The sequence below is a fragment of the Bacillus sp. CGMCC 1.60114 genome, assembly GCF_042676365.1.
GTDB classification, from domain to species: domain Bacteria; phylum Bacillota; class Bacilli; order Bacillales; family Bacillaceae_G; genus Bacillus_A; species Bacillus_A rhizoplanae_A.
On the sequence record NZ_JBHTHG010000108.1, the window covers coordinates 205,210 to 211,840 of the forward strand.

Annotated in this window: 6 protein-coding genes and 1 pseudogene; all 7 read left to right on the top strand. The window is 38.5% G+C overall.

Annotated elements, in window-relative coordinates; genetic code table 11:
- Positions 1 to 87 precede the first annotated feature (87 nt).
- Positions 88 to 1,161 carry a M42 family metallopeptidase gene (locus ACFQZ1_RS17410; RefSeq protein WP_377883458.1) on the top strand — a complete coding sequence of 358 codons (1,074 nt, stop codon included), beginning with the start codon at positions 88 to 90 and terminating at the stop codon, positions 1,159 to 1,161.
- A 51-nt stretch (positions 1,162 to 1,212) separates the two neighbouring features.
- Positions 1,213 to 1,722 carry a DUF84 family protein gene (locus tag ACFQZ1_RS17415; RefSeq protein WP_377883459.1) on the top strand — a complete coding sequence of 170 codons (510 nt, stop codon included), beginning with the start codon at positions 1,213 to 1,215 and terminating at the stop codon, positions 1,720 to 1,722.
- Between the two features lie 84 nt (positions 1,723 to 1,806).
- Positions 1,807 to 2,121 carry a thioredoxin family protein gene (locus ACFQZ1_RS17420; RefSeq protein ID WP_090918897.1) on the top strand — a complete coding sequence of 105 codons (315 nt, stop codon included), beginning with the start codon at positions 1,807 to 1,809 and terminating at the stop codon, positions 2,119 to 2,121.
- Positions 2,122 to 2,330: 209 nt separating this feature from the next.
- Positions 2,331 to 3,143 (top strand): DUF1444 domain-containing protein, encoded by an 813-nt coding sequence (locus ACFQZ1_RS17425; protein ID WP_377883460.1) that lies wholly within the window; start codon positions 2,331 to 2,333, stop codon positions 3,141 to 3,143.
- The gene (gene ytpR / locus ACFQZ1_RS17430; RefSeq protein WP_154711143.1) at positions 3,140 to 3,754 is read left to right on the top strand and encodes a YtpR family tRNA-binding protein; all 615 of its coding nucleotides are present in this window, start codon (positions 3,140 to 3,142) and stop codon (positions 3,752 to 3,754) included. The genes ACFQZ1_RS17425 and ytpR overlap by 4 nt, the downstream gene beginning before the upstream one ends.
- Positions 3,755 to 3,898: 144 nt before the next feature.
- Positions 3,899 to 4,756 carry an N-acetylmuramoyl-L-alanine amidase gene (locus ACFQZ1_RS17435; RefSeq protein WP_377883461.1) on the top strand — a complete coding sequence of 286 codons (858 nt, stop codon included), beginning with the start codon at positions 3,899 to 3,901 and terminating at the stop codon, positions 4,754 to 4,756.
- A gap of 203 nt (positions 4,757 to 4,959) precedes the next feature.
- Positions 4,960 to 6,631, top strand: a pseudogene (locus tag ACFQZ1_RS17440) (hypothetical protein); the annotation flags it as partial.

Consider the following 6,631-nt stretch of genomic DNA (forward strand, 5'->3'; position numbering starts at 1 on the left):
GAAAAAAGAAGAAACTAGAAAGATTTCGAAAATTTCGTTACAATGAAAAGAGTGATTCTATTATTGAATTGAAGGAAGGATAACGCGATGAATAAAGAGACAGTGGAGCTATTTCGTACGTTAACAGAACTGCAAGGCGCTTCTGGATTTGAGCATAATGTGCGTCGTTTTATGAAGCAAGAACTGAGCAAATACTCCGATGAAATTGTGCAAGATCGTTTAGGAAGTATCTTCGGTTTAAAAAAGGGTGACGAAAATGGACCGCGCGTTCTTGTAGCTGGTCATATGGATGAAGTTGGCTTTATGGTAACACAAATTACGAGAAACGGAATGGTTCGTTTTCAAACATTAGGCGGCTGGTGGAGCCAAGTGTTACTAGCGCAGCGCGTACAAATTATGACAGATAATGGACCGATTATCGGTGTAGTAGGTTCTGTTCCTCCTCACTTATTAAGTGACGAACAACGCGCGAGACCAATGGATATAAAAAATATGTTAATTGATATCGGTGTAGATAGCCGCGAAGAAGCAGATGAAATTGGCGTGAAACCTGGCCAACAAATTGTGCCAATTTGCCCGTTTACACCAATGGCAAACCCAAAGAAAATTATGGCGAAAGCTTGGGATAACCGTTATGGCTGCGGCCTTGCGATTGAATTGTTAAAAGAGTTAAAAGATGAAAAATTACCAAACACGCTATATTCTGGTGCAACTGTACAAGAAGAAGTCGGCCTTCGCGGTGCACAAACAGCAGCGAATATGATTCAACCAGATATTTTCTATGCGTTAGATGCAGGACCAGCAAACGATGCATCAGGAGATAAAACGCAGTTTGGTCAAATCGGAAAAGGTGCTGTGCTTCGTTTGTATGATCGTTCTATGGTAACACACCGCGGAATTCGTGAATTTATTTTAGATACAGCAGAAACGCATAACATTCCGTATCAGTACTTTGTATCACAAGGCGGTACAGATGCAGGACGCGTACATACAAGCAATTCTGGCGTGCCATCAGCTGTTATCGGTGTATGCGCACGTTACATTCATACACATGCTTCGATTTTACATGTTGATGATTACGCAGCAGCGAAAGAATTGCTGATTCATTTAGTAAAAGCAACAGATAAAACAACGTTTGAAACAATTAAGCAAAATGTATAATGTGGAAAAGGCCAAATGCGGCCTTTTCTTTTTAAATTAGGAGGTTTAACAGTGAGAGTAGCAGTCGGATCAAAAAATCAAACAAAAGTAAATGCTGTTCAGCAAGTGCTACCAGATGCTGAAATGATTTCATTGTCTGTACCATCTCATGTGTCAGCGCAGCCGTTTTCTGATGAAGAAACGCTGCAAGGGGCAAGTAACCGGGCAAAATTAGCATTAGCAGAAGGAAAAGTGGATATTGGAATTGGTTTAGAAGGCGGTGTGATGCACACGGAACACGGTTTGTTTATGTGTAATTGGGGTGCTTTAGCAACGAAAGAAGGCAAGCTATTTACCGCAGGCGGAGCGCGTATGAGACTGCCAGATGAATTTATTCAGCCTCTTGAAGAAGGAAAAGAATTAAGTGAAGTGATGGAAGACTATACAAAGCGGCATGATATTCGCAGCCATGAAGGAGCAATCGGCATTTTTACAAACAATTACGTAGATCGTACTGATTTGTTTGTGCATGTTGTGAAGCTATTAGTTGGACAATATATGTATGACAGAAATGAAGCATAAACCTTGCACCGTATTTCATGTATGGTAGTATAAAGGAAGATTAGATAAGTAAATACACACTTCTTTTTTAGGGAGGAATTATAGATGAAATCATTAGAAAGCATGGAACAATTTCAAGAATTGAAAAACGAGGAGAAAGTGATCTTTTTATTCTCAGCAGACTGGTGCCCAGATTGCCGTTTTATCGATCCATTTATGCCGGAAGTAGAAGAAAAATATAGCGAGTTCTCTTTCTATTATGTAGATCGTGATGAGTATATCGACCTATGCATCAAATTAGACGTATTTGGTATCCCAAGCTTTGTCGCTTACAATAAGGGAGAAGAAATTGGTCGTTACGTAAATAAAGATCGTAAAACACAAGAGCAAATTGAAGAGTTTATTGAAGGCTTAAAATAAAGTGAAACTTCCATCAGTGGAGGGAGGTTCCCCCGCTGATGGAAAGCTTTCACCAATCGGGCTTTTACGGACAGTTATCCCCGATTTTCCTCGAGGGATCTTACTGCCAAAGAATAGCGGGATAAGACGTTTCCAGCCAATTACAATGCGAAAAACAACCTCTGTCTTCACATGTGGAGGTTGTTTTTTTCGGAAGGGAGGTACATCATATGAAAATGACGAGTAAAAAGATGAAAGACGAGCTCATAAAGCGCCTTGAAAGAGCAGAGTGGAATTTTCAGTACGATAGTGAAAAAGAGACACTTCGCATTGAACAGACAGATACGAAAAAGGGAATTACGGTTTCTCTTCCGGGTATCGTAGCGAAGTGGGAGGTAAAGAAAGAGAAGGCAATTGATGAAGTTGTATATTACGTAGAAGAAGCGCTCGTTGCAATGCATAAAGAAGTAAAAAGTACGGCGAAAATTTTGCCGGTCATTCGTTCAACGTCCTTTCCGAAAGAAGCGGAAAAAGGAAATCCGTTTGTCATGACAGAGCATACAGCAGAAACGCGTATTTACTATGCACTAGATTCAGATAAAACATATCGCCTTATTGATCAGCACTTGTTACAAAAACTTGGGATGACAGAAGAACAAGTGCGTGAAATGGCATTGTTCAACGTTCGTTCTTTACGCGCTGATTTTAAGCGAGATGAAGTCGCTGGCAATACGTTTTATTTCTTAAATACAAATGACGGGTATGACGCGAGCCGTATTTTAAACGATGCGTTATTACGAGAGATGCGTAAACAAATTTCAGGTGATATGGTTATTGCAGTTCCACACCAAGATGTATTAATTGTTGCTGATATCGAGAACAAAATCGGTTATGATATTATTGCACAAATGACAATGAAGTTTTTTGCAGAAGGTCATGTTCCGATTACATCACTTTCATTCGTATATGAGGATGGTAATTTCGAACCAATCTTTATTTTGGCGAAAAATCGGAAGGAACGAAGTGAAAAAGAGAAAGGATGAACAAAGTGAACGTTTTTTATAACCTTGAAGGTATTGGGGATACATTAATTGTTGCCCTGCAAGATATTACATTAGAAAACCGTACATTTGAGCGTAAAGGAGATGTAGCGCGCGTTTTCGATCGTGAAAGCAATGTAACAGCAGGCTTCAACATTTTTAATGCTTCTTCTTATATGGAAGTAACAGAAACAGGTAATCTTACATTAACAAAAGAGCTTGTTGAAAAGATTAATGAAATTTTAGCAAAGAACGATTTTACAGAAAAAGTAGAAGCAGATCTTTCACCAAAATTTGTTGTTGGTTACGTAGCTGAAAAAGAAAAACATCCAAACGCAGATAAATTAAATGTATGTAAAGTTGAAGTTGGTACAGAAACATTACAAATCGTATGCGGTGCACCAAACGTTGACGCAGGCCAAAAAGTAGTTGTTGCGAAAATCGGTGCAGTAATGCCAAGCGGTATGTTAATTAAACCAGCAGAGCTTCGCGGTATTCCATCTTCAGGAATGATTTGCTCAGCACGTGAATTAGAGCTTCCAGATGCTCCACAAGAAAAAGGAATTCTTGTACTAGAAGACAGCTATGAAGTTGGACAAGAGTTTAAATTTTAAACATATTATCCGTTAGAACCGGATTAAGAAGGAAGATAGCCTCATCGTATGATGAGGCTATCTTTTTTTAGATGAGTTTTGAAAACAATTGTATTTATAAAGCAGATTAGTTAAAATCTAGAAAAATATGATAAGGGGAATGGTATGAAGTACATAAGAATTGTTTCTATCATAATAGTAGCTGTATTCTCTATGATAGGGTGCACGAAGGAGACTGGAAAAACATCACCTAAGAAAGAAGCAGAGCAATCTTCTCAGGAAGAAAAAAAAGTAGATGAAACGCATTCATCTACTCCTGTACAAAACGATGAAACGAAAGCGCAGCAACTGAAAGAAGAGCCTGCGCCAGCAACCGTACCAGAGAAACCAAAATTTATTGTGTGCATTGATCCAGGCCATCAGCGAAAAGCGAATCTAGAGTTAGAGCCGATTGGTCCAGGAGCAACGACACAAAAATATAAAGTAACAGATGGAACAACAGGTGTTGTGACAAAAAAACGAGAGTACGAACTGAATTTAGAAGCCTCTTTGTTATTAAAAGAAATGTTAGAGGCAAAAGGTATTGAAGTGGTCATGACAAGAACGACACATGATGTGAATATAAGCAATAAAGAAAGGGCGGCAATCGCCAATGAACATCATGCGAATTTATTTATACGAATTCATGCAGATGGTTCGGAAAATGAAGCGCAAAAAGGCTTTGCAGTGTTAACACCGTCAAAAGAGAATGCTTTTACAAAAAACATTTATCAAGAGAGTTTAACCGCTTCCGAGTTCATTGTGAATAAAGTGAAGGAAAACAGTAACGCACAAGTAAACGGAATTAAATTTCGTGATGATTTGTCTGGATTTAACTGGGCGGAAGTGCCGGGAGTTTTATTAGAGTTAGGCTTCATGTCGAATCCGGAAGAAGACAAAAAATTATCGGATGAGAATTATTTACGTTCTTTATTGCAAAGTGTAGCAGATAGTGTTGAGGGTTACCGGGTAAGTAAGGGATAGAGTGAAACTTCCATCAGTGGGGGGGTTCTTCATCCACCGTTAATGCGGGGTGAATTTTTTTTGATCCATATCATATGAAACTGTTTTCATTTTGTAATCTTTTTTATTTTTCTGTAAATAATTTGAAAGCAATTTCATCTGCACTTTTTGCCGAATACTGATACAATAAAGGGTGTTACTATTTAGTAGAAAGAGTGGTAAGCATGCTAGATTGGATGAAAAAGCTTTTTAAAAAAGAGGAAGAAAATGAAGCAACAGCATTGGGAGAAATAGAGACTCCTGTAGAGAAAAAGGTTACTTCGCACACTCCTCGTGTAAACTACTACTCTAAAAAACGAGAAGATGAGCTGCAAGTGTCTAAGCAGCATGCGAGCAGGAATTTTCGTTTTCCATTAATTCCTGACGGAGGATTTGAGGAGAACACAATGAAATCGCCTCGTATAGAGGAGCGTGCTATACAAGAAATACCAATTCGAGAAAGACGACAATCAAGACGAGTAGAAGAAATACAAAAAGAGACACAGATTGAACCGATTATTCAAGAGGTAAGGGAAGCAAAGCCTACTTCTGTAGAAGAAAGTCACCGAAGACCGTTTCGTCCAACAGAAGTAGTTTCTCCGATTTTTGGGTATAAACGCCCGGAAGTAGGGGGACAAGAACATACTGAAAGTAAGAAACAACAACGAGAAGATATTGAGATATCAATAGAAGGAAAAGCAGTTGTTGATGTATGGTTTGAGAAGAATGGCTATGCGTTTTATGATTCATCACAAGATGTTCTACCAGGACAAAATCAAGTAGAGTCTACACGAATTGAAGCGGAAGTTAAGAAGTCTGTTGTTGATACATGGTTAGAGAAAAATGAAGCAGAACTTATACCTGTGCAAAATGAAGCAACATTCGATGAAACAGTGCTACATAATCATGATGCAGAACATGCGAATACGTCTCAAGATGCTGTGGTGTTAAAGGAAGATTCTAGTCAGCAAATCTATTTATTTGAAAGTGAAGCAGTTGTGGCTCAAGGTGAAAATGAATTACATGAATCTATTGCTGTAGAGTCAGAATTTGAAATGAAAGAAGAAGTTGAGAGAATAGAAGAGTCTGTTATGCAAGAAGAAGTACAAGAAGCTGAAGCGTCTCAGGAAATAGAAGAAATCGAGTTATCTTCAGAGACGGAAGAATCGAATGTACAAGAAGAAACAGAAGAAGCAGAAGTGTCCCAGGAAATAGAAGAAATCGAGTTATCTTCAGAGACGGAAGAATCGAATGTACAAGAGGAAACAGAAGAAGTTGAAGAGCCTCAGGAAATAGAAGTAGTAGAGTTATCTTCAGGGACAGAAGAATTGGATGTACAAGAAGAAGCTGTTATGCAAGAAGAAACATTTGAAGCTGAAGAATCTAAGGAAACAGGAGAAATCGAGTTATCTTTAGAGACGGAAGAATTGGATGTACAAGAAGAAACAGAAGCAGTGGAAGTGTCTCAGGAAATAGAAGAAATCGAGTTATCTTCAGAGACGAAAGAATCGAATGTACAAGAAGAAACAGAAGTGTCTCAGGAAATAGAAGAAATCAAGTTATTTTCAGAGACAGAAGAATTGGATGTACAAGAAGAAACAGAAGAAGTTGAAGAGCCTCAGGAAATAGAAGTAGTAGAGTTATCTTCAGAGACAGAAGAATTGGATGTACAAGAAGAAGCACAAGAAGAAGCACAAGAAGAAGCACAAGAAGCGCCTGAGGAAATAGAAGTAGTAGAAGGATTTTCAGAGATAGAAGAAGCTGTTATGCAAGAAGAAACATTTGAAGCTGAAGAATCTAAGGAAACAGGAGAAATCGAGTTATCTTTAGAGACGGAAGAATTGGATGTACAAGAAG

Excerpts from the sequence above, each read along its gene's own strand:
- ACFQZ1_RS17410 (WP_377883458.1), top strand. The coding sequence starts at position 88 with ATGAATAAAGAGACAGTGGAGCTATTTCGTACGTTAACAGAACTGCAA.
- ACFQZ1_RS17420 (WP_090918897.1), top strand. The coding sequence starts at position 1,807 with ATGAAATCATTAGAAAGCATGGAACAATTTCAAGAATTGAAAAACGAG.
- ACFQZ1_RS17425 (WP_377883460.1), top strand. The coding sequence starts at position 2,331 with ATGAAAATGACGAGTAAAAAGATGAAAGACGAGCTCATAAAGCGCCTT.
- ytpR (WP_154711143.1), top strand. The coding sequence starts at position 3,140 with ATGAACAAAGTGAACGTTTTTTATAACCTTGAAGGTATTGGGGATACA.
- ACFQZ1_RS17435 (WP_377883461.1), top strand. The coding sequence starts at position 3,899 with ATGAAGTACATAAGAATTGTTTCTATCATAATAGTAGCTGTATTCTCT.